This is a genomic window from Rhodoferax lithotrophicus (assembly GCF_019973615.1).
In the GTDB taxonomy this organism is placed as follows: Bacteria; Pseudomonadota; Gammaproteobacteria; order Burkholderiales; family Burkholderiaceae_C; genus Rhodoferax; species Rhodoferax lithotrophicus.
The window spans coordinates 21,102-41,183 of sequence record NZ_AP024238.1; the positions used below are offsets into that span (position 1 = coordinate 21,102).

A 20,082-nucleotide genomic window follows, 5' to 3' on the forward strand; every position below is an offset into this window, starting at 1 on the left:
CTTCCCTGCAAAATCAAGCGCAGTATGCTATCTAATGGCGAGTTCAACTACGAACTGCGTGAGGGCCAAGTCAGAGTGTAAGAGCAGTCATGGGTAAGTCATAAAAGACCTCATGCGGCGTGCGCCAGCCCAGACACTTTCGGGGCCGATGATTGAGGCGATTTGCGGAGCGCTGCACCTCCTCGGTGGTGACTTTGAGCAAGTTCGCCCCCTTGGGAAAGTAGTGACGCAACAGGCCATTGGTGTTTTCATTGAGCCCCCGCTGCCAAGGGTGGTGTGGCTTGGCAAAGTACACATCGGTTTGCAGTGCTTGGGCAAATTCCAGGTGATTGGCAAACTCTGAGCCGTTGTCCAACGTCACGGTGTGGCAGCGCTCTTTGTGGGGTGTGAGCATCTGTACGATGGCACTCTCCACTGTGTTCGCACAGCGGCGTTGCACAAGACCCACCAAGGTGTAACGCGAGACCCTGTCGACCAAGGTCACCAACCCTCCCAGATGCTGCTTACCAACGACCGTATCACCCTCCCAATCGCCGATGCGGCTCTTTTGTTCAACAATAGCTGGGCGCTCTTCAATACCCACGCGATCTCGGATGGCACCGCGGCGGCTGTTGCTACGTTTGGCCGTGGCGCGTGCACGCCTTTTCTTTCGCTGACAGCGCAGCTGGGCAGGCAATTGGGCGCTGGCATAGAGCTTTTGATAGATGCACTCGTGACTCACGCGGGCCATGTTTTGCTCTTTGAGGCGCTGTGCGACTTGCTGTGGCGATAGGCCCAAATCCAGGTGTTTCCAAACCAAGCTCCAGCAGTCCTGATCAATGCGTCGGGCGTTGCGACTTCCAGTCTTGCGTTTCTGGCTCAGCGCATGGGCGAGCTCTGCGCAGTACGACCCGTCAGGCTGGCTGCCTCTGGCGAGCTCTCGTTTGATGGTGTCAATATGGCGGGCGAGTTGCTTGGCAATGCTCGAGACATCAACCTGCGCGGTCACGAGGGCTTCAATTTGGTATCTTTCGTTTTGATTGAGGTGGCGGTAATGTGTCATGTGCGTCAGATGAACGGTCAGGTTGATCGGATGTACATGCTAGCTGTTCACCTCAATCACCCACCAGATTTCAAACCTCACGCAGTTCGTAGTTGAACTCGCCAATTAATAGCTACTAGCGCTTGTTTTATAAGCGCTATAGCCCTATTTTTTATATAAATCAGGCCATGGGCATCTCTCCACCCAGCGCCAGCAGCAAATCAGGCAGCATTTTTTGTAATTCCCCCATGGAAATGGCCACATCGGCATCAAAGCCATCGTCTTTGCCGCTGCTGGCCCCTTCAAATACCACGTCGAGAAAAGCCATTTTTTTCAATTGAAAACCTTCGGTGAGTACGAAGGACACCCGGTCATTCCAGGTCAAGGCCAGCCGGGTCGGCATTTTGCCGCCTTCAATGTGTTGTTTGACCTCCTCGGTGTCGAGCCGGTGGCGGGCGTAGCGCACCACGGCTTTGGATTCATCAGCAGCTTTGAGTTCGCATTCCCGATCCACACTGAAGCCTTGGGGTGCTTCCTGGGTGACCAGCCAGTCGGCCATGGCGGCACTGGGTGACACCTGGGTGTTGATCAGACTCAGCGCCAAGCCGGGCAGGTTTTGCACCAGCAGGGTGACCAATTCATCGGCACGTGCCTGGCTACCTGCATCCATCACCAGCAGCTGAGCCTCACGGTCAATCCAGACCAGGGTGCTGGATTGTTTGGTAAACGCCATGGGCAGCAGCTCCAGGCGAATGTCGTCTTTCAGGTCGCGGGTTTCTTTTTTGCCGGGTTTGCGCCCGGTGCTGGCTTCAATCTGGGCCACGCGCTCCTGGGCCTTGCGGTTGACTACCGAGGCAGGCAGGGCCCGGGTTTCGGTCATCAGCTTCAAGATCCATTGGCCAGCAACCACTTCCAGCAGTGGCCCGTTGGCTTCACCACGTGGTTCCAGCCAACCCAGTGATTTTTCCTGGGAGGCACCACATTCCACAAAATGGTTGTCTTGCAGGCGGGCTTCAACTTCTTCGGCAGTACTGCTCCAACCTGGAGCAATGCGGTACATGATGGCGTTCTTGAACACGTAGGTAACCTTTTTCAGAGAAATTCAAATTGGAAACGGTCAATCATCCCACCAAATCAAGCCACCGCCTTGGCTCATCTTTACAAAGCTTTGACACATCCTCATGGTGGCTACACACAGACCGCGCACACTTCTTCCCACGCCGATGCCACTTTCAGGTCATCGGTCTTAACTTGAAGGACATGACGATGAAAACCAATCTCAAAATTTCTCTGGTGGCTGGTTTGTTGCTCGCAGCAGGCTTGGCTTACTCGCAATCTCCCATGGGTGGGGCTCAGTGCGACATGATGGGGGGCCCGCAGGGCGGCATGTATGGTCAAGGCATGAGCCATCATGGGATGGGCAAGATGGACCCGGCCAAGATGCAGGCCATGATGGACAAGCGTCATGCCGCGTTGAAAGCCCAGTTAAAAATCACCGCCGCACAAGAAGCTGCCTGGACAACATTCATGGATGCGCATAAAGCACCGGCTGGCATGATGGGTAAACAGCCAGCCGTCATGGCGGATATGGCCAAGCTCACCACACCTGAGCGTATTGACAAGATGAAGGAGTTACGCGCTCAGCGCATGGGTGAAATGACCGCAGCGATGGACAAGCGCGCAGAAGCCACCAAAGCGCTTTATGCGGTGCTGACTCCTGAGCAGCAAAAAACCTTTGATGCGCAAAGCATGATGGGTGCGGGAAGTCCTCGTGGTGCGCACCAAGGCATGGGGCGTATGCAACCCCAGCAGTAATAGACTGTTGATTGATTCAAGGCACACCGCGTGGCCCGCAAGGGCATGCGGTGTGCCTTGCCTTTTGGGCTTTTGAAAAATACGACAAAAGTCCAGTGGTGTGTGATGGTGAGGCGAGTGTTGTAAGCTCAGAGACTGAACTCATCACTTGTTTGCATCATCTGCCTCGAAGGAATCCTTGTCCATGTTTGGTTTCACAGAAGAACAAATCACCGCTTTTGGCATGACTTTTGGCGTGGGTGGTTTGATGCTCTATATGTTGTTCATCATTGCGCAACTGGCATGGGAATCCAAAGCGGGCAAATTCGGATTTTTTGTCATGATGCTCGGCTTGGCTTTTGGCATGGTGGGTTTTGTTGCCAAATACATGATCCAGTGGATCATGAACATCAAGTAAATAGTCCGTCGTTCAGGTGCCAAGCACCCGGTTTTTACCGGCACGTTTGGCCAGATACATGGCCTGATCGGCGCGTTTGATGGCTTGTATGCCGGTTTCATTGGTCAACAATTGGGCGACTCCGGCACTGAAGGTGATCAACACTTTTTCGTTGCCAGACAAGAAAAACCGCTTGGTCAGTTCACGTTGCAGACGTGTCATGGCTTCAATACCTTTGTCCATCGGCGTATCGGGTAGCAAAATCACAAACTCTTCACCCCCGTAGCGCGCCAGTGTGTCCTGTGGTCGCATCACTTCACGCGCCACGCTGGCCAAATGGGCCAGGGCCACGTCACCCGTGGCATGGCCCAACGTGTCGTTGAGTTTCTTGAAGTTGTCAATGTCCAGCAATGCCACACACAAAGGCGAGTCATTACGTCTGACTGTGGAGACTTCACGGTTGATGGCTTCATCAAGCCCATGGCGATTAAGGGCTCCGGTGAGTGGGTCGTGCCGGGCTTGGGCACTGACACGGTCAAGCTCCTGATGTAGCTTGGACAGCTCTGCCTCGGTGGCTTCCACTTTTTTCTTCATGCCTTGCAAGGCATCACGGGCTGTTTGACTGTCTTGTGCCATGTGGCGGGTGGCTCCCACCACCTCTTTCAAGACAGGGGCAATTTCAGCAATGGACTTGGCTTGCTCAATCAGCTTGGCGCTGCTTTCCATCTGCGCATGAAAACCACTGGTGGATTCGGTCATGGAAGCCAGTCGCTCAATAAAAGCGGCCAGCATTTGGCGCATGTCTTCTTGCGCCTTCACCGCATGGGTTTTGGCCTCAGTTTGTTTGAGGATCACATCCTTCAGGCGTTGTTCCACATCATCGAGCCTGCGCAGTGTGATGGGGGGTACACACACCGACATCAGGGCATCACTCTGACCTTTGAGCCAGCCGTCATCAATGCTCAGGTGGCTGATGTTTTCAATGATCAAATGCAGCAGCTTCAGCAGCATGATCTTGATTTCTGCCTGATCTTCAGCTGCGAACGAAAGGCGGTTGCTGTAACTGGCCAACATCTGTTTGGCGGTGACGGCATCGGTATCGGGCTGGCGCAGTATCTGGAGCAGCGTTTGGGTTTGTTCCACAAATCGCTCGTCATCGCGCCCCAGGGCAGGCTGCACGTATTCGATCATGCGGGCAATTTGTCCAAAAAATTCGCTGGTCAGGGCAGGGGCGGACAGTGCCGGGGATTCTGAAAATACAGCCACTTTGGCAGGTTCAACCACCGGCACATGTACGGGTGCGCTTGGCGCAGGCGCAGGGGGGCTGAAGCCGCCGTAAGCCATCAGCGCATTTTTGACACCTTCCCAGTTGAGTTGGTTGATGGAAGACTCCAGCAAACCACGCTGTTTTTGTTGGCCTGGTGTTTTGGTCGGCAAGGCCAGGGCAATGTCACGCAGCCGCTCAGTCGGAAAAGCTGGCTCGTTGGGCAATTCCGCAATTTCGTTGTAAATGCGCTGGTAGTTCAGTGGTGTCGGGGCCAGTTTTTGAACAGTGAGTTGCTTGAGTGTTTCACGCGCAATTTCAAACGGTTTTTTCGCAATCATTCCAAATTACCTGTTCAATTGTTGTGGAGCATTGAAAAAATACTCTTGACCGGTTGGTGATCACTGCCTCGTGCGCATTGGGTGACTTGGTGTCATTTTGAACGCTTGTGAGCGAGCGCCCACACGGCTGTACAAATTAGCTGGCAATGCATCCATGTTCTTTAGAACTTTATCTATTAGATCGCCATTATCCACATTGGTCAGAGCATCTGGGTAGAACAGAACAGGTTGATCCTGGAGCCTGCTTGGGGCAAGTTGATGTATGTCAGGACAGCTTGAAGACTGAGAGTCATGAGCTGGCTGAGCGCAGACTCAAGTGAAATCTTAATAAGGGTTTTCCCTTAAATTAACTTGAAAAACTGCTTTTGGATGCCTTTTCCGGCTTTTTATCCGGGAGTCGTCTTGCAAAATCGGGTCAACAAAGGAAGCCATCATGACTCTGCAATACCAACTCAAAGAGGGCAACTACCATTTGTATGACCTCAGCACCCCGGCCAGCAAGGTCACCGGGGAGCACCGTTTGCGGCTCAAAACCGACACGGTGGCGATTGCATTTGAGGCCAGCACCGGTGCATTGCGTGAACATGGTAGCCCGTTGCGTATTCATTCCTGGGCCAACAACACCCGCCGACGCCTGCGGGCCAAAGGTGCGCTGGCCAGTGCCAATGACATCGTGGTGGTGTCTGGTCCCTTGCCTGTGGACGAAATCAACAAATGCCTGAAGATTGACGGCTATTGCCGCGACTTGTACACCCGGCTGCATGAGCTGCCCCATGGCAAGCGTTTAGGTCGCGCAAACTGATTCCGGTTCGGAATCCTCTCTGTGGACTTTCCTCAGCTTTTCATTTTCATCATCAGGTTCAGCAGCTTGGTTGGCCATCCGGCATAAGGCGGCAAGAAGAAATCAAGGCCACGCACCGGGCCTTGTTGGAACACCGGGCGCAGCTTTGAAAAAGTCAGGAAGCCCTCATGGCCGTGGTAATGCCCCATGCCACTGTTGCCTGAGCCACCAAACGGCAGGTTGTGAATACCCGCCTGGACCACTGACTCGTTGATGCCCACACCGCCGGAAATGGTGTGGTTCAGGTAGTAAGTCTGCAGGGCGGCATCATGGCTGTAGATATAGAAAGCCAATGGCCGTGGTCGGGCATTGACGTAGTCCACCACCTCTTGCCGGGTTTTGTAGGTGCGAATGGGCAGCAGCGGGCCAAAGATTTCCCGCTGCATGATGTCCATGTCATCGGTGACGCCCAGCACAATGCGTGGGGCCATGATGCGCCGGGCACGGTCTTCGGCCGGGCCGGTGTAGAGCTCAACAATTCGCGCGCCTTTACTCACGGCATCGGCCGCGGTTGCCTGGATGCGGTCGTATGAACGCTGGTCGATGATGGCCGTGTAATCCCCCTGGTTGATGTCCGAAAAACAGCGGTTCACCCTGGCCGCAGCCTCCCGGATGAATTCCTCCACCTTGTCTTCGGGCAGAAAGAGGTAATCGACGTTGGTGCAAATCTGCCCGGCATTGAGCATCTTGGCCCACAGAATACGCTCGGCAGCGGTGCGAATGGAATAGTCGGGGGCCACCACACAAGGTGACTTGCCGCCCAGCTCCAGGGTCACCGGTGTCAGGTTCTTGGCGGCATTGGCCATCACGGCACGGCCAGTTGCGGGTGAGCCGGTGAAAAAGATGTGATTGAAGGGCAGGGTTGTGAAGGCCGGGCCACGGCCCTCACCGTCTTCAAAAAAGGCGAGCTTGTCGGTGGGCAGGTATTTGGGCGAAATTTCCTTGAGCAGCAAGGCCAGGTGATTGGAGTTTTCCGACATCTTGACCATGGCGCAATTGCCGGCGGCCAGAATACCAATCAGCGGCTGAAAGGCCATGGCAATCGGAAAGTTCCACGGCACCACCACGCCCACCACCCCCACCGGCTGGGGAAACGTCCAGGCCTTGGCCAGCGGGTACTGCGTCACATCCAGATGGCGTTTTTGCGGCTTGAGCCATTGTTTCAATTCCTTGATGGCGCACAGGGCCGCATCCTGCGCCAGGAAGACCTCCGCAAACCGGGTCTCGAAGCGGCAGCGGCAGCCATAGTCCTGGTTCACTGCCTCCACCAAGGCATCGGCGTTGTCGGTCACCAGACGATGCAGGGCGCGCAAGCTGGCCTGGCGCTCTTGCAGCGTCGGATTCATGGCCTGGCGGTAGGCTGCCTGCTGTCGGGTAAAGACGGCCTGGAACTCTTCGGGAATGTGTGGAGCCGCGGAGTTGGTAGGCATGGATGTATTCCTTTTCAACAATGGAATGGTCAGCAGAGGGGTCTCTCACAAACATGCCCGATGCTGTGAGCTGGCGGATATTGTGCGTGGCAATTGTCCAGAAGGGCAACACGTGATGTGGAATGGGTATATCAGCCAAACTATTGTGCGGTTCGGGGATCACCCAGGGGCAGTGGAACTTTGGGCATCAAATATAAGTATAAAAATGTCCTGTAGTCCTTTTGATACAAGCGTCAAAAGCTATAAAAATAATAGTAAGTTAATGAACATAATCCCTGTGCTTTGTACGCTTGTGAACTGTTCGTTTACCCCGATTCGGCGTATGCTCAAACCTCGTCCTGAAGTGTGATGTGATGGATACCCCTTCTGTAATCCCCCAACCGGTTTTCACGGCCCGCGGCCTGACCAAGATTTATGGCGACGGCGACACCGCTGTACATGCCTTGCGTGGGGTGGATCTGGACATCGTGCAGGGGGAATTTGTGGTGCTGCTCGGGGCCTCTGGCAGCGGCAAGTCCACCCTGCTCAACATCCTGGGCGGGCTGGACACCGCCACCAGCGGCTCGGCCTGCTGGACACACGCCGGACAATCGCACGAACTCATTGGTGCCGACGATGCCGAGCTGACGCGTTACCGGCGCGAGCATGTTGGTTTTGTGTTCCAGTTCTACAACCTGATTCCCAGCCTGACCGCACGCGAAAACGTGGCATTGGTGACCGACCTGGCCGCTGAGCCCATGAAACCCGAAGATGCGTTGGCGCTGGTGGGCTTGAGTGAACGGCTGAACCATTTTGTCTCGCAACTCTCGGGCGGTGAACAGCAGCGTGTGGCCATAGCCCGCGCCATTGCCAAAAAACCCGCCGTGCTGCTGTGTGACGAGCCCACCGGCGCGCTGGATTGCGCCACCGGTGTGATGGTGTTGCAGGCCATCGAGCAGGTGAACCGCACGCTGGGCACCACCACCGTGGTCATCACCCACAACGCCCCGATTGCCGAGATGGCCGACCGGGTGCTGCGCCTGGCCGATGGCCGCATCGTACAAGCCCAGGCCAACCCGCACAAGGTGGCGGCTTCCAGCCTAGCCTGGTGACACGCCATGAAAGCCATCCACATCAAGCTTTGGCGTGACCTGACCCGCTTGCGGGCGCAGGTGGTCACGATTGCGCTGGTGGTGGCGATTGGTGTGGCCGGGTTTGTCGGTATGTTTTCGGTGCATGAATCACTCAAGGGCTCGCGTGATGCGTTTTACCGCGACAACCGGCTGGCCGAGGTGTTTGCCCATGTCAAACGCGCCCCGGTGTCCTTGCGCGAGCGGCTGGCCGCATTACCCGGCGTGGCCGAGGTCAAGCTCGATGTGGTGGAAGACGCGCAGGTAGACCTGTCCGGCGTGGAGCCCCCGGTTACCGGCCGCTTTATCGGTGTGGATCTGGGTCGATTGCACGCGGGTCGCCAGGGGCTCAACGCCCTGACGCTCAAACGCGGGCGCTGGCCCGAGCGTGACGGCGTGCTGGAAGCCTTGGTCAGTGACCGTTTTGCCGCCGCCCGCCAGCTGAACCCCGGTGACAGCGTATATGCCATTCTGAACGGCAAACGTGAACGTGTGGCACTGGTGGGCACGGTGGCCTCGCCCGAGTACGTGTTTGCCTCGCAAGGCGGCGCGCCGGATGACCAGTCGTTTGGCATCTGGTGGATCGACGCGACCCGCATGAGTGATGCCTTTGACATGCAGGGTGCGTTCAACCAGGTGGCGCTGCGGCTGGATGCGGGCCCTACGGTGCAACCGGTGATTGACGCTGTGGATCGCCTGCTGGAACCCTACGGTGCCATTGGTGCCACCGGGCGTGACAAGCAGTTGTCGGCCAAGATTGTGGAAGACGAGTTGTCGCAACTCAAGGTGATGGGCACCGTGCTGCCGTCGATCTTTCTGGCGGTGGCCATGTTCATCCTCAACGTGGTGCTGAGCCGCCAGGTGGCTACCCAGCGCAGCCAGATTGCCGCGCTCAAGGCACTGGGCTACAGCGATGGCGCGATTGCCTGGCACTACATCCAGCTGGCGCTGGCCATTGCCGGGCTGGGGGTGCTGGTGGGCCTGGGCTTGAGCGAGCTGATCGGGCGCGGCATGCTCGGCCTGTATGACGAGGTGTTTCGCTTCAACGGCCTGACCTATGGTACCAACCCGTGGCTCATCGTGACTTCATTATTCATAGCAGCCAGCGCAGCTGCACTGGGTACCTGGACGGCGATTCATGCGGTGGTGCGGCTCAAACCCGCACAAGCCATGTTGCCCCCGGCCCCGCCCAGCTTCAAATCCACCCTGATCGAGCGGCTGGGCCTGGGCCGACTGGTCAGCACCGGGGCCATGATGGTGATCCGCAACTTTGAGCGCCGCCCGCTGCGGGCCGCGCTGACCGTGACTGGCATTGCGCTGGCGGTGGCGCTGCAAATCTCGGGTGCGTTCTGGATGGATGCCATCGCCCACATTGTCGACGTGCAGTTTCGCCAAGTGCAGCAGGGCGATGTGCTGGTCAACTTCCAGCGCCCGGTGCCACTGAGTGTGGTGCAGGACCTGAAGCGTCTGCCCGGCGTGATGGCCGCCGAGCCCTACCGCACCGAGTCTGTGCGAGTGCGCCTGCGTGGCCGCAGCGAAGACACGGCGCTGACTGGTTACCAAACGGATGCCCGGCTGATGCGGGTGGTGGACGAGCAGCGTGGTGCTGTGCCCATGCCTGGGCATGGCGTGGTGCTGTCGGCCCTGCTGGCGCGTGCGCTGGGGGCCCGCGTGGGCGATCATGTGATGCTGGAATTTCGCCTGTGGAGCCAGGTGCATGCCGAGGTGGAGGTGGTTGACATCGTGCACACCCTGTTTGGCAAACTGCTTTACATGAACCTGGAGGCCATGAACGCCCTGGCGCGTGATGGTGACGGTGTGGCCGACGCGGTGCTGCAGATTGACCCACAGGCCATGAGTGCCTTCTGGGCTGCGGTGAAAGCCGCCCCGCTGATCAACGCCGTATTTGACAAAGCCGGTTCCATGGCCGCCTTCAACAAAACTACCTCGCGCAACATGGGTGTGTTCAGCGGCATTCTCACCCTGTTTGCCGTGGCCATGGCGGTGGGCATCATCTATAACGCGGCGCGTATCTCGCTCTCCGAGCGGGCCTGGGAGCTGGCCAGTCTGCGTGTGCTGGGCATGACCCGCGCCGAAGTCTCGGTGCTGCTGCTGGCTGAACTCGGGGCCGAGCTGCTGCTGGCGCTGCCGGTGGGCGCGCTGCTGGGCTGGGCTTTGGCCACGCTGATGATGCAGCTGATGTCCTCGGATGCGATTGATTTTTCTGTGGTGATTGAGCCGTCCACCTACGCGTCTGCCGCACTCATCGTGCTGGGCGCAGGCATTGCCAGTGCGCTGCTGGTACGCCGCCAGATTGACCGGCTGGATTTGGTTGCTGTTTTGAAAGTACGCGAATGAACGAGAAAACCCCCTTCCAAAAATACCGGCGTTGGCTCATCGTTGGGCTGTTGCTGGTTGCTGTTGCCGTGCTGGTGATCGCCATCTATCGGCCACGTCCGCTGCTGGTGGAAGTGGCTACTGTGACCACTGGTACCTTTGAGCAAGCCATCGAAGAAGATGGCCGCCTGCGCATCACCACCCGCTACGTCATCACCGCCCCTACCCAGGCTGCCTTGCTGCGTCCCAGCCTCAAGGTGGGTGATCGGGTGAAGGCGGGCGACGTGCTGGCCATCCTGGAGCCGGTGGCCCCACAGATGATCGATGCCCGCACCCGCAGCGTGCTGCAACAGCGTTTGGGCAGCGCTGATGCCGCCCGCCGCGCCGCCGCCGCGCAAGTGCAGCGCGCCCGGACCACGCTGGCGCAGGCCACGCTGGAGGCCGACCGCGCCACCAAGCTGGCACAAGACAACTTCATTTCTCCCGCCGCCCGTGACCAGGCCACGCTGGCTCGCCAGTCCGCCCAACAGGCGCTGGCCGCCGCACAAGCCGAGCAAGGCGTGGCCGACTATGCCCAAGCCGAAGCCCGCGCTGCTCTGACACGCGCTGAACCCGCTGCCCGTGCTGATGCTACAAGCCAGGGAACCGCAGCAGACCAACCCACCGCGCCGGGCCATTCCACAGCTGCAGGTCACTCGACGGGCCGCTGGGACATCAAAAGCCCGGTAGATGGCCAGGTGCTCAAGCTCTACCAGGACAGCGCCGTGACAGTGACGGCTGGCCAGCCCCTGTTCGACATCGGCAACACCACTGCCATGGAGGCGGTGATTGATGTGCTGTCAGGCGAGGTCACGCAAATCCAGCCCGGCGCGCTGGTGTGGCTATCACCCGGCGGTGGTGCAGTGGTCATGCAGGGCAAAGTCACCCGTGTGGAGCCGGTGGCGTTCACCAAGGTGTCGGCGTTGGGCATTGAAGAGCAGCGTGTGAATGTGATCGTTGGCTTGGAGCCATCCGCCGCCGCCGCGGCGCAGCCCGTAGCCGCGCCGCTGGGTGACGGCTACCGGGTGGATGCCCACATCACCGTGTCGTCCCACCCGCACGCCTTGCTGGTGCCCACGGCCGCCCTGGTGCGCGACGGCTCGCAGTGGCGCGTGTTTGTCGTCACCGACGGCCACGCCCGCGCCAGACCGGTACAACTGCAAGACCGCAATGCAGATGTGGCCTGGGTCAAGGACGGGCTGCGCGAGGGGGAGCGGGTGGTGCTGTATCCGGGGAGTATGGTGACGGAGGGGCAGACCGTAAAAGTGCGGGGTGGGTGAGTGGGCAGCGGTTTCAGCCTCCAAGGCTGTTGGAATGCCTATTCGTAACGAACACTGAACTTGCCAGCCCAAATGCCGTCAAAGAGGGGTTTAATGCCAAGCATTCAATCGGGAGTTACTGTGATGCGTTTATCTACCTGGAGTTTGATGGGGTTGTCGGTTTTGACGGCGTGCAGTGGTTATGCACCACCTGCCAATGTGAGCGACATGACCCAAGCCCAACTTGTGTCCCTGATGGGTCCACCCGACACGGTGCGTCAGACCGCCACCGGCACCCGGCTGGAATTCCCCCGGGGGCCCAGGGGGCAGCACACCTGGTTTGTGGATGTCGACCCTGTTGGCAAGATCATCAAGACCGAGCAGGTGTTGACCGAACCGAACTTCAATCAAATTACTCCCGGTATGACGCAGGAAGAAGTCCGCCAACGTCTGGGGCGGCCCAGTGAGACCCAAGGGCTGGGGCGTTCACGTGGGGTGGTGTGGAACTATCGCTACGAAAACTACTTTTGCCAGTGGTTCCAAGTGGAGATATCCCAGGAGCAGCAGGTGCGTTCAACGGGCTATGGCCAGCCACCTGAATGTATGGGGCATGACGATGTCATCATTCCGTGACAGGTGCCAGCCTGTTGATCTGCTGACCGCCATGGGCATCAGGCGGTCACGATCTCCGGTTGCGCTTGAGACGGCTCCAAAGCACTGGGAGCCCTGAACTTGGCCATCTTGTCACGAAACGCGGCGGGCATCGATACTACCTGGTGGGTGGCGTAGTCAAAAAACACGATGCCCGTTTTGCCACGTGCCACCTCGCGGTGGGTGGATTGCTCGTTCATGGACCACACCAGATCGAAGCCTTTGCGGCCCAGGTCGGTTGCGCCCATGCGGACAACCATCACTTCACCGTGAAACGCCTCTGAGCGGTACTGCAGCGCCGCATCAGCGACCAGAATCCCGACACCTTCGATGTTGAGTTCGGTGTAACCCAGTGAATGGAAGAATCTGACCCGCGCTTCTGACACCAGGGTGAGCAGCAAGGCGTTGTCCAAGTGTCCACCGTAATTCATGTGGCTCTGGTACAGCGTGATGTGGGTGGAAAAAGCGAAATGACTGGGTAGTCGGATTTGAATACGGGCCATGGGAGGGAGACTTTGAGGGTGAGTTTGATCCCGATTTGACCACCAAGCCCTGCCGGGTTACTGACAAGCCGTGTTGCTGCAAGAAATCCGTTGCGGACATCAATGGCGCTTTAAAGCGGTTCTCGCGTAGGGGAACAGGGTCCACTTCTGCAGCGAGGCCGCTGCGTAACGAAGTTCCAGGCCTTGTATCTGTTCAGTGGTAGGGCCATTGAAACCAGCTTAACGAGTGTGGCTGGATTTGAAAAAATTCCACCGCTCGTTTTCGCTAGGACGCAGCGTGAGAATCTCGACCCCCGTAGTTGTCACCAGCACCGTATGCTCCCATTGGGCAGACAAGGAATGGTCCTTCGTCACAACGGTCCACCCATCCGGCATCACATGCACGTCCTGCCGACCGGCGTTCAGCATGGGTTCTATGGTAAACGTCATACCCGGCAGCATCATTTGACCGGAGCCTCGTTTACCGAAGTGCCGGACTTCGGGTTCTTCATGCATGGCGGCACCAATTCCGTGCCCGCAAAAATCCCGAACGACGCTGTACCCGTATTTGCCAGCGTGTGCCTGTATAGCTGCCCCAACATTGCCCAACGGCGCGCCTGGTTTAACTTCGAGGATGCCAAGGTAGAGACATTCCTGTGTAACGGCAGCCAGTCTCTTTGCTGCGATGGAGGGCTTTCCGGCGAAGTACATGGCGCTGCTATCTGCGTGCATCCCATTCCGCGCCACCACCACATCAATATTGAGAAGGTCACCGTTCTTCAATGTTTTGTTGCCTGGGATGCCGTGGCAAACGACATGATTCACTGAAATGCAGGTGGCGTGCTGATAACCTTCGTAGCCCACACACGCTGGAACACCACCATTGTCAACAATGTAGTCGTTGCAAAGTTTGTCAAGATAACCGGTGGTGACACCGGGCTTCACATACGCGTCAATCATCTCCAGCGCACCGATCAGGACTTTGGCTGCGCCACGCATTTGCTCGATGCCCTCAAGACTTTTTGAATGGCTCATCATCAGCATATAAAACTCCGATCTAAAAACGCAAAAAGTGGTGTGAGCTTACATGACAACCCGCATTGCGGTGAACTCATTCCGTTTCTAAATCATCCGTGTTGTTGTTTGGCCTGATCCTCCCAATGCATTTATGAAGATGTATTGGCACATGCGTCAGCACGGCCTGTGGCTTCGCGCCTAGACACCAATGATTTAGAAAAAGAATATTCTCCATGAACGGCTCATCAGCAGCCCGCTGTCCCACAACCCAGGCAGACCATTGTTCGCCAAAGGACAGATGACCTTCAGAAAACTGCGCAAAATTCAGCCATTAACTGGCAACAAAGGAGAGCAAATGACATGGCTTTGGCTGGGGTTGGTTCTGTGCCTGCTGGGCATCAGCCTGATGGCGTATGGGGTCAAACGGTGGGCCAACACCATGCGGGCGCTGACAGGCATGCTGGACGCGGCCCGCATCGATGTTGGGGCTCCGTCGCAGTCCCCATCACGCTACGATGCGCGTGAGCTTGACGGTTTGCCTGCGCCAGTACAGCGCTACTTCCGCACGGCGCTCACGGATGGTCAACCTCTCATCACCGCTGCCACGGTCGTAGTCGCTGGCAGCTTCAACCTGTCTGCCACTGGAGAGCAGTGGAAGCCGTTTACCGCAACGCAACAAGTTGTCACCCGCCGTCCTGGGTTCCTGTGGAATGCCCGAATTGCCATGCTGCCGGGTTTGCCGGTGTGTGTGGTGGACAGCTACATCGCAGGCCGGGGCCTGTTGCGTGCGGCGGTTCTGGGCTTGTTCACTGTGGCCGATATTCGTGGGGATGGTGACATTGCCCGCGGCGAATTCATGCGCTTCTTTGCTGAAGCGGCGTGGTACCCCACCGCGTTGCTGCCCAGCCAGGGGGTGCGCTGGCAGGCCGTGGATGAACGTTCTGCCTATGCCACCCTAACGGACGGCCCATTCACGCTGACGCTGCTGTTTGGCTTCAACGACGCGGGCTTGATCGACTCGTTCCGTGCCGAGGCCAGGGGTGCTATGGTGGGCAAAAAAGTGCACATGCTCCCGTGGGTGGGCAGGTGGTCTAACTACCAGACACAAAGTGGTATGACCGTGCCGTTCACGGGCGAGGTGGCGTGGATTCAATCGGAAGGGCGCAGGTCGTATTTCATGGGTACCGTCACCGCGTTGCGCTACGAGTTTTCCTTGTGATGCGCCAGTCACGCTGCTGACAAGACGTTGTCAGCAGACCCTGCGCATCATCTGGCACATGAAACACACGATCAGCTTGTTCGATCTGCCCGCACCACGCCAGAACTGGATCGCCGTTGCCAGTGCCGAGCACGCCCGGCGCGGCTGTGCGGTGCCGCAGCAGGGTTTTATGCAGGTTTGCCACGGCAAATGTGCGCCACTCAAGCGTGTACAGCCGGGTGACCGTGTGGCTTATTACGCGCCCACGGTCACTTTGGGCGGCAAAGACCGGCTGCAAAGCTTTGTCTCCATCGGACTGGTACAGCCTGGTGTGCCGTATGCGTTTGACATGGGTGGCGGCTTTGTGCCGTTCAGGCGCGATGTGGTGTATGTGCCTGCGCAAGAGGCTGCGATCACCCCGCTGCTGGACAGTTTTGAGTTTGTGCAAGACCGCACGCGCTGGGGCTACTCGTTTCGCTTTGGTTTGTTCAAGGTGAGTGATGCCGACATGCGGCTGATTGCCAACGCCATGCAGGCAGATGCAGGATTGCTTTATCTGGCATGATTTTGGGCTTCACGGCCTCCGGCAAAGTTCCCTTAGGGTTTTTTGCTGGTGTTCATTTTGAGTTTGGCATCTTCGATTTCTGCCTTGATGGGTGCCACATCAGGGGAGTCAGCAGGCAGGGTTGCCAATGCCGTTTCCCAATGGTCAATAGCTTTGGCGAACTGGCCAGCCTGGTACGCTGCTTGTCCAGCCATCATCAAGGCCATGGGATGCTTGGGTGCAATACGCAAAGCCTTTTGGATCAGTTCACTAGGTTTGCCTTGCAAGGTGTTGTCACGGGTTGCCAAGGTGTCGGCATATTGCGTGAGTAAGTCTGGATCAGTGTCTAGCAATTTTCCAGTTTTCTCATAAGCGCTGATGGCTTCATTGAGCCTGTTTTGAACCTTGTAGGCACGTGCCAGACGTGCCCAGCCAGGCAGGTCATTCGGGTTATCTTTCAGACGTGCTGCCAAACGGTCCACCATCTGGTTGATTTTTTCGGGTGTCATGCCAGCGGCTGCACCTTCTGGAACGGGAGGGAGCTTGTTGGTTCCATTAGCAATCAAACCACCTTTGGCCCGCGCATCGTCGATGTTGGCTTGTATCTGCTGTGCATCTGCTGAGTCTGGAGGCATTTGGTTGAGCAATTTTTCCCAGTGGCTCACAGCCATTTTGAAATCTGCTGCTTGATAAGCGGCCACACCCGCCATCATCAAGCCCATGGTGTGTTCTGGGTTCATGCGCAAGGCCTCTGCGATCATTTGCTGTGGTCTGCCTTCAAGCTTATTACCCGCCTGAATGGCCAGAAGCTCCGCATAGTCCACAAGCAAGTCGGGATTAGCTTTGACCATGTCGCCTGCTTTTTCATAGGCTTGTTGGGCTTCATCAAACCGCCCCATCACTTTGTAGGAGCGAGCCAACATCACCCAGCCTTTGGGATCGTTCGGGTTGGCTTTGAGTTTTGCAGCCAGCGTATCCACCATTTTTTTGATTTGTTGATCATTTGCCGCTACCTGTGCCATGGGGTCAATGGCTTCGGGTGTCCCCAACTGCAGATAAAGGCCGATGGCAAGCACAGGAAGACTGAATGCAATAGCACCCGCAGTGCGCTTTGAGCTCCAAAAGCCAGGAGTGTTGAGGTTTTTGCTGGTTTCGAAACTTTCGGTGTCATCCAATAACCGAAGCTGCAATTCATCACGCGTGGTTTCAAAGTCTTGCTGACTGATGGCACCGCGCATCAAATCTTGTTCAAGGGCATGGAGCTGGTCTCGGTGGATTGCTGCATTGAGCTTTTCAGTGGAAACACCGTTGCCTGGTGTTTTGCGAATCAGGGCAAAAACAAGCCAAGCAACGACCAACAACGTCAAAAGCGTTGCAATACCTATAAATAAATTCATTTGGAAGAATCGGTTTCTTGAAGAAGAGCTTGTGCTTTGGCTCGTTGGGCAGCGGTAAGCTGAAGAGTGTCTTTTTGACTGAGGTTGCGCCGGATGATCTTCAGTAGCACCCAGATTGCACCGATCAACAATAACAAGGGTCCAAACCAAAGCAACCAGGTGGTAGGTTTCACGGGTGGTCGGTACAACACAAAGTCGCCGTAGCGGCTGACCAGAAATTCCTTGATTTCCGCATCTGATTTGCCCGATTTGATTAATGTGCGCACTTCGCGACGCAGGTCATTGGCCAAATCAGCCCGTGACCCTGCCAAAGACTCGTTTTGGCATACCAGACATCGAAGCTCTTCTGCAATAGTGATCAGACGTTGTTCGACTACCGGATCTTCCGCCAGGGGGGCAGCTTCATTGGCGTAGGCACCAAGAGTGCATTGCAGGGTCAGAAATAAAGCCAACAGGAACTTCATTGGTTCAATTCCTTGATCAAGGGTACCAGCTTGTCACGCAAAGCTTCTTCAGTGAATGGTCCGATTTGTTTGTAACGAATAATGCCTGCCTTGTCGATCAAGAAACTCTCAGGTACACCGTAGACACCAAAATCAATGCCTATGCGGCCATCAGTATCTGCGATGGCTTTGGAGTAAGGGTCACCATAACGGGCTAGCCAATTCATGCCATCAGCCTCTTTGTCTTTGTAGTCCAAACCGATGATAGGCAAGGGATTCGTCTTGACAAATTCCACCAGCAAAGGATGTTCCTGTCGACAAGCCACACACCAGCTGGCCCAGGTGTTGAGCAGCCATACCTTACCCAACATGTCTTTATTTGAGACCCGCTCACCGGGTTTACCCAATACTGGTGCTGAAAAAGTTGGTGCTGGTTTGCCAATCAGCGGGGATGGAATTTCATGTGGATCGCGGGTGAGTCCTATGGCTAAAAATACCAGCAAGACAACAAAGATGCCTAAAGGAATCAGCCCCCTTTTCATACGGTCACGCCTTTAATGTCATTCAGGTTGAGCTTGCTGGCCATTTTTTTGCGATAACGTTTGTCCAGTGCCGCCATACCACCCCCCAATGCCATGAGCAGGCAGCCATACCAAATCCAGGTGACAAAAGGTTTATGGTAGACCCGCATCGCCCAGGCTGGTTTGCCTTCATTTTCCAGTTTCTCACCTAAGGACACATACACATCACGTGTTAATCCACTGTCAATCGCAGCCTCGGTCATGGGCATGGTGGAAGAAAAATAGGTGCGTTTTTGAGGATGCAAAGTCCGCAGCACTTTGTCACCTTTGATCACATCAACAGAGCCTTGGTCGGCCGTGTAGTTTGGTCCAGGAATTTCTTTGATATCGGTCAGGCGAAAGGTGTAACCACCCACCTCAACGGTATCACCCAGAGTCATGCGCACATCTTTTTCAGTTTCGTAACCTTTGACCATGGTGATACCCACCACACACACGGCAATACCGATGTGTGCTACATGCATGCCCCAATAGGAAATAGGCGTTGATTTCCAGTTCACCGTGTCTCTCAGCTGGCGGACGATTTGCATTGCAGATGCCAACACAATCCAGATGGCCAAGGTCAAACCAATGGCAACCAAGGCAGACCACGAACCAGCCAGAAAAGGTGCTGCACAACCTAAAACAACGGAGACGGTAGCAATGGAGCGTAGTTTTTTAGTGAGATCCGCCACACTGTCGTTTTTCCAGCGGGCAAAACTGCCGATCACCATGAAAAACAGGACTGGAATCATGATGGGTGCAAATACAGAGTTGAAGTACGGAGGTCCAACCGACAACTTACCCAGGTTGAGTGCATCAATGATCAAGGGATAAAGTGTTCCCAAGAGAACCGCTGCAGCGGCTGTGGTTAGTAAAATATTGTTGATCAGCAAAAAGCTTTCGCGTGAGACCAAGGCAAATGAGCCACCCGAGCGAACTTTACCTGAGCGGGCTGCAAAGAGCAGCAGTGAGCCTCCAACCACCACTGCCAAGAACATCAAAATGAACACGCCGCGTTTGGGATCTGTAGCGAAGGCGTGGACAGATGTTAAAACTCCAGAGCGCACGAGGAAAGTTCCGAGCAAGCTGAGAGAAAAAGCGATCAGGGACAGCATGATGGTCCAGCTTCTGAACAGACCACGCTTTTCAGTGACAGCCAGTGAATGTATCAATGCGGTACCAACCAGCCAGGGCAAGAATGAAGCGTTTTCAACAGGGTCCCAAAACCACCAGCCACCCCAGCCCAACTCGTAGTAAGCCCACCATGAACCCATGGCAATGCCAATGGTCAAGCAAATCCATGCGGCAGTAGCCCACGGCCGTGTCCATCTGGCCCAGGCCGCATCCAGGCGGCCATTGAGCAGGGCTGCAATGGAAAAGGCAAATGGAATGGACATGCCTACATAGCCCATGTAGAGCATGGGTGGGTGAAATACCAAGCCAGGGTCTTGTAACAAGGGATTCAGGTCACGCCCATTGGCTGGAATATCGCTCAAACGAATGAATGGGTTGGAGGTAATCAGCATAAAAAGCAAAAAACCTACAGCAATCAAACCCAGTACACCGAGTACCCGTGACACCATCACATCAGGTAGTTGACGTGAGAAGAGGGACACCGCCATCATCCAGGTGGTCAGCATCAGCAGCCACAATAACAATGAACCTTCATGACCACCCCAAACAGCAGCGATGCGGTAAATATCGGGGAGCAGGGTATTGGAGTGTTGAGACACATACAACACCGAAAAATCGTTGGTATAGAAGGCGTAAGTGAGGCACAGAAAAGAAAAACCGGTCAAAAGCCAAAGTGCTTGTGCGCCTGGCTTGGCCAATGCCATCCAGTCTGCCCGACCATTTTGGCCGCCTGCCAAACTTAGTGTGCCAAGTGCGGCAGCCACCAGCAGGGCCAAAATCAATGCAAAGTGTCCAAGTTCAGGAATCATAGAAATGTCTCG

General features: G+C 56.2%; 19 protein-coding genes. 9 read left to right on the plus strand and 10 right to left on the minus strand.

Translation table 11 applies throughout. The annotated features are described in order from the left end of the window. Nucleotides 1-70: 70 nt before the first annotated feature. Together LDN84_RS00090 and LDN84_RS00095 are read right to left on the minus strand one after the other, a co-directional pair. Nucleotides 71-1,042, minus strand: a complete 972-nt coding sequence (locus LDN84_RS00090; RefSeq protein ID WP_223906352.1) for an IS30 family transposase — start codon at nucleotides 1,040-1,042, stop codon at nucleotides 71-73. 160 nt (nucleotides 1,043-1,202) lie between these two features. After that, complete coding sequence (locus LDN84_RS00095; RefSeq protein WP_223906354.1) at nucleotides 1,203-2,099, minus strand: recombination-associated protein RdgC; 897 nt, start codon at nucleotides 2,097-2,099, stop codon at nucleotides 1,203-1,205. Between the two features lie 188 nt (nucleotides 2,100-2,287). Between LDN84_RS00095 and LDN84_RS00100 the strand changes: the two genes are divergently transcribed. Both LDN84_RS00100 and LDN84_RS00105 read left to right on the plus strand, forming a co-directional pair. Further along, a complete protein-coding gene (locus LDN84_RS00100) occupies nucleotides 2,288-2,836 on the plus strand; it encodes a Spy/CpxP family protein refolding chaperone (RefSeq protein ID WP_223906356.1) in 549 nt (182 codons plus the stop codon). Between the two features lie 184 nt (nucleotides 2,837-3,020). Further along, nucleotides 3,021-3,233, plus strand: coding sequence for a DUF2788 domain-containing protein (locus LDN84_RS00105; RefSeq protein ID WP_223906358.1), 213 nt, complete (start codon nucleotides 3,021-3,023; stop codon nucleotides 3,231-3,233). A gap of 12 nt (nucleotides 3,234-3,245) precedes the next feature. Here the strand turns inward: LDN84_RS00105 and LDN84_RS00110 are convergent, their stop codons facing one another. Next, complete coding sequence (locus tag LDN84_RS00110; RefSeq protein WP_223906360.1) at nucleotides 3,246-4,817, minus strand: GGDEF domain-containing protein; 1,572 nt, start codon at nucleotides 4,815-4,817, stop codon at nucleotides 3,246-3,248. 433 nt (nucleotides 4,818-5,250) lie between these two features. Here LDN84_RS00110 and LDN84_RS00115 point away from each other — a divergent pair, with 433 nt between their 5' ends. After that, nucleotides 5,251-5,619, plus strand: coding sequence for a hypothetical protein (locus LDN84_RS00115; RefSeq protein WP_223906362.1), 369 nt, complete (start codon nucleotides 5,251-5,253; stop codon nucleotides 5,617-5,619). Between the two features lie 32 nt (nucleotides 5,620-5,651). On the opposite strand, the gene LDN84_RS00120 is transcribed toward LDN84_RS00115, so the two are convergent. Continuing rightward, nucleotides 5,652-7,088: a coniferyl aldehyde dehydrogenase gene (locus tag LDN84_RS00120; RefSeq protein WP_223906364.1), complete on the minus strand. Its 1,437-nt coding sequence runs from the start codon at nucleotides 7,086-7,088 to the stop codon at nucleotides 5,652-5,654. Nucleotides 7,089-7,441: 353 nt separating this feature from the next. On the opposite strand from LDN84_RS00120, the gene LDN84_RS00125 reads away from it, so the two are divergent. The 4 genes from LDN84_RS00125 (at nucleotide 7,442) to bamE (ending at nucleotide 12,465) form a co-directional block, all read left to right on the plus strand. Then, nucleotides 7,442-8,179, plus strand: coding sequence for an ABC transporter ATP-binding protein (locus LDN84_RS00125; protein WP_223906366.1), 738 nt, complete (start codon nucleotides 7,442-7,444; stop codon nucleotides 8,177-8,179). A gap of 6 nt (nucleotides 8,180-8,185) precedes the next feature. Then, nucleotides 8,186-10,555: an ABC transporter permease gene (locus LDN84_RS00130; RefSeq protein ID WP_223906368.1), complete on the plus strand. Its 2,370-nt coding sequence runs from the start codon at nucleotides 8,186-8,188 to the stop codon at nucleotides 10,553-10,555. Continuing rightward, on the plus strand, nucleotides 10,552-11,853 hold the full coding sequence (locus LDN84_RS00135; RefSeq protein WP_223906370.1) for an efflux RND transporter periplasmic adaptor subunit: 1,302 nt from the start codon (nucleotides 10,552-10,554) through the stop codon (nucleotides 11,851-11,853). The genes LDN84_RS00130 and LDN84_RS00135 overlap by 4 nt, the downstream gene beginning before the upstream one ends. Before the next feature lie 123 nt (nucleotides 11,854-11,976). Then, nucleotides 11,977-12,465, plus strand: a complete 489-nt coding sequence (bamE, locus tag LDN84_RS00140) for an outer membrane protein assembly factor BamE domain-containing protein (protein ID WP_223906372.1) — start codon at nucleotides 11,977-11,979, stop codon at nucleotides 12,463-12,465. Nucleotides 12,466-12,503: 38 nt separating this feature from the next. Here the strand turns inward: bamE and LDN84_RS00145 are convergent, their stop codons facing one another. After that, nucleotides 12,504-12,986, minus strand: a complete 483-nt coding sequence (locus LDN84_RS00145; RefSeq protein WP_223906374.1) for an acyl-CoA thioesterase — start codon at nucleotides 12,984-12,986, stop codon at nucleotides 12,504-12,506. 219 nt (nucleotides 12,987-13,205) lie between these two features. Next, complete coding sequence (gene map, locus LDN84_RS00150; RefSeq protein WP_317134820.1) at nucleotides 13,206-14,009, minus strand: type I methionyl aminopeptidase; 804 nt, start codon at nucleotides 14,007-14,009, stop codon at nucleotides 13,206-13,208. Nucleotides 14,010-14,337: 328 nt separating this feature from the next. Here map and LDN84_RS00155 point away from each other — a divergent pair, with 328 nt between their 5' ends. Beyond that, nucleotides 14,338-15,201: a DUF6920 family protein gene (locus LDN84_RS00155; protein WP_223906377.1), complete on the plus strand. Its 864-nt coding sequence runs from the start codon at nucleotides 14,338-14,340 to the stop codon at nucleotides 15,199-15,201. Between the two features lie 58 nt (nucleotides 15,202-15,259). Further along, nucleotides 15,260-15,745, plus strand: a complete 486-nt coding sequence (locus tag LDN84_RS00160; protein WP_223906379.1) for an EVE domain-containing protein — start codon at nucleotides 15,260-15,262, stop codon at nucleotides 15,743-15,745. A gap of 32 nt (nucleotides 15,746-15,777) precedes the next feature. Here the strand turns inward: LDN84_RS00160 and ccmI are convergent, their stop codons facing one another. The 4 genes from ccmI to LDN84_RS00180 are packed head-to-tail and all read right to left on the minus strand — an operon-like array spanning nucleotide 15,778 to nucleotide 20,070. Then, on the minus strand, nucleotides 15,778-17,121 hold the full coding sequence (gene ccmI, locus LDN84_RS00165; protein WP_223906380.1) for a c-type cytochrome biogenesis protein CcmI: 1,344 nt from the start codon (nucleotides 17,119-17,121) through the stop codon (nucleotides 15,778-15,780). Further along, nucleotides 17,118-17,585 carry a cytochrome c-type biogenesis protein gene (locus LDN84_RS00170; RefSeq protein ID WP_223906382.1) on the minus strand — a complete coding sequence of 156 codons (468 nt, stop codon included), beginning with the start codon at nucleotides 17,583-17,585 and terminating at the stop codon, nucleotides 17,118-17,120. Before LDN84_RS00170 ends, ccmI begins: the two co-directional genes overlap by 4 nt. Then, on the minus strand, nucleotides 17,582-18,106 hold the full coding sequence (locus tag LDN84_RS00175) for a DsbE family thiol:disulfide interchange protein (protein WP_223906384.1): 525 nt from the start codon (nucleotides 18,104-18,106) through the stop codon (nucleotides 17,582-17,584). The genes LDN84_RS00170 and LDN84_RS00175 overlap by 4 nt, the downstream gene beginning before the upstream one ends. Then, entirely contained in the window at nucleotides 18,103-20,070 is a 1,968-nt protein-coding gene (locus tag LDN84_RS00180) for a heme lyase CcmF/NrfE family subunit (protein ID WP_223906386.1), read from the minus strand. The genes LDN84_RS00175 and LDN84_RS00180 overlap by 4 nt, the downstream gene beginning before the upstream one ends. Nucleotides 20,071-20,082: the final 12 nt, after the last annotated feature.